Annotated in this window: 2 protein-coding genes and 1 riboswitch; both genes read left to right on the top strand. The window is 74.5% G+C overall.

Going from position 1 to position 2,148, the window contains the following annotated elements:
• Positions 1-1,071, top strand: a 1,071-nt coding sequence (locus tag DZF91_RS24635; protein ID WP_117359649.1) for a M20/M25/M40 family metallo-hydrolase, incomplete at its 5' end; no start/stop codon positions are given.
• A 195-nt stretch (positions 1,072-1,266) separates the two neighbouring features.
• Positions 1,267-1,395: riboswitch (FMN riboswitch) on the top strand.
• Between the two features lie 104 nt (positions 1,396-1,499).
• Positions 1,500-2,148, top strand: a 649-nt coding sequence (locus DZF91_RS24630; protein ID WP_117359648.1) for a riboflavin synthase, incomplete at its 3' end; no start/stop codon positions are given.

Raw genomic sequence — 2,148 nt, 5'->3', positions numbered from 1 at the left:
GCCGGGCTGGAGGTGGCGACGGGCGTCGGCGGCACCGGCGTCGTGGGCGTCCTGCGCGGCGAGCGCCCCGGGCGGACGGTCGCCTACCGCGCCGACATGGACGCCGTCCCGCCCGACTCGCAGATCGGCGGCGGCCCGGATCCGGCGCACGTGTGCGGCCACGACCTGCACACCACGATCGGCGTCGGCGCGGCCGAGGTCCTGGCCCGGCTGCGGCGCCGCCTGCGCGGCGAGGTCGTGTTCCTGTTCCAGCCGGGGGAGGAGGCCCTCACCGGAGCGCGGGCGATGATCGACGCTGGCGTCCTGGAGCGGACGCGGCCGGCCGAGATCCACGCCCTGCACTGCGGCCCGTTCCCGGTCGGCACGTTCGCGGTCACGCCGGGCGTGGGCCTGCCGGGCCTGGACCGCGGCGGCGTCACCCTGACCGGGCCCGACGCGTCCGACCGGGCCGCCCGGCTCCTCGGCGCCGTCGGCGCGCTCTCGACGGTCGCCTATCCGCAGACGTCCGCCGACCTGGAGCGCCTGGTCAGGGAGCTGGAGACGCCGGACGGCCCGCTCGCCCGCTTCGTCTGGATGCGGCCGGGCGCGCGTCCCACCGCGGGCGGCGACGTGGAGGTCCGCGTGTCGTACCGCTGCTGGCCGCAGGAGCGCGTCCCCGAGATCCGGGACGAGCTGCGCCGCGTCGCCGCCCGCTTCACCGACGCCCCGATGCTGTTCCCCGCCGACCCGTTCCCCGCGATGGTGTGCCCGCCGGGGCCGGGACGCCAGGTGGGCGACTACCTGACGGCGCGGCTCGGCCGCCGGGCGGTCACGACCATGCACGCCGCGATCCCGTTCAGCGGGGAGGACTTCGCCCTCTTCCTGCGCCGCCTCCCCGGAACGTTCAGCTTCCTCGGCGTGCGGCGTCCCGGCGCGGACATCACCACCGCCTATCCGCACTTCGGCGCTTTCGACCCCGACGAACGCGCCATCGGCGTCGGCGTCCGCTCGATGGCGGGCTGGCTCGCCCTCCGCACCGCCGCCGGGACGGCGACCGGAGCCCCGGCCTGGAACTCCACATCCGGTCCGTGACCAGGCCATACCGTGGTAAAGGATTTCCGGCCTGAGCGCCGAGCCGGTGCGGTCGCACCGGAGGCGCCGCGCCGGAAATCCGCTATGGGGGCCGACGCTCGCCAAGCGAGCGCTTGGTTGGCCAAAGGTGGCCGTGGGCGTTGTCACATGTTCCCGGGAACGCGGGGCGTGGCACACTGGGTGCTAAGCAGTGCAACGCGTGCTCCGGGGTCGGTGAAAGTCCGAACCGGCGGTGACAGTCCGCGACCCGGCCGAAGCCATCGGCCGGTTGACCCGGTGGAACTCCGGGACCGACGGTGAAAGTCCGGATGGGAGGCAGCGCGCGGACGGCCCTTTTTCCGAGGTGGGAGAGGGCTGCACGCCGTACGCGACCGTCGTGCTGGCAGGAACCCCGGAGCCTGACCCCCGAAAGGGAGGCCCGGGACACCATGTTCACCGGCATCGTCGAGGAACTCGGCGAGATCAGGGCGGTCGAGTCCGCAGGGGACTCGGCCCGCCTCACCATCCACGGCCCGCTCGTCACCTCCGACGCGGTCCACGGCGCGTCCATCGCGGTCAACGGCGTCTGCCTGACCGTCGTCGACGTCACCGACCAGACCTTCACCGCGGACGTCATCAAGGAGACGCTCGACCGCTCCGGACTCGGCGTCCTCGCGCCCGGCGCGCGGGTGAACCTCGAACGGCCCGTCCGGGTGTCCGACCGGCTCGGCGGGCACATCGTGCAGGGGCACGTGGACGGCGTCGGCGCCATCCTCTCCCGCGAACCCGGCGAGCGCTGGGACGTCGTGACCGTCTCGCTCCCGCCCGCCCTCGCCCGCTACGTCGCCGACAAGGGCTCGATCACCGTGGACGGCGTCAGCCTCACGGTCGTCGAGGCCGCCGCCGACCGGTTCAGCGTCGCCCTCATCCCCACCACGCTCGCCCTCACCACCCTCGGCCGCAAGGGCGTCGGCGACCTCGTCAACCTCGAGGTGGACGTCGTCGCCAAGTACGTCGAGCGCATGATGACCGCCGCGAACACCGGCACCGCCCCCACCCCGACCCCCGCCCCCGACGCCCCCGTCGTCCCCGCCCCCG

The sequence above is a fragment of the Actinomadura logoneensis genome (genome assembly GCF_003428695.1).
Lineage (GTDB): Bacteria > Actinomycetota > Actinomycetes > Streptosporangiales > Streptosporangiaceae > Spirillospora > Spirillospora logoneensis.
This window is presented reverse-complemented; position numbering and strand designations above follow the sequence as displayed.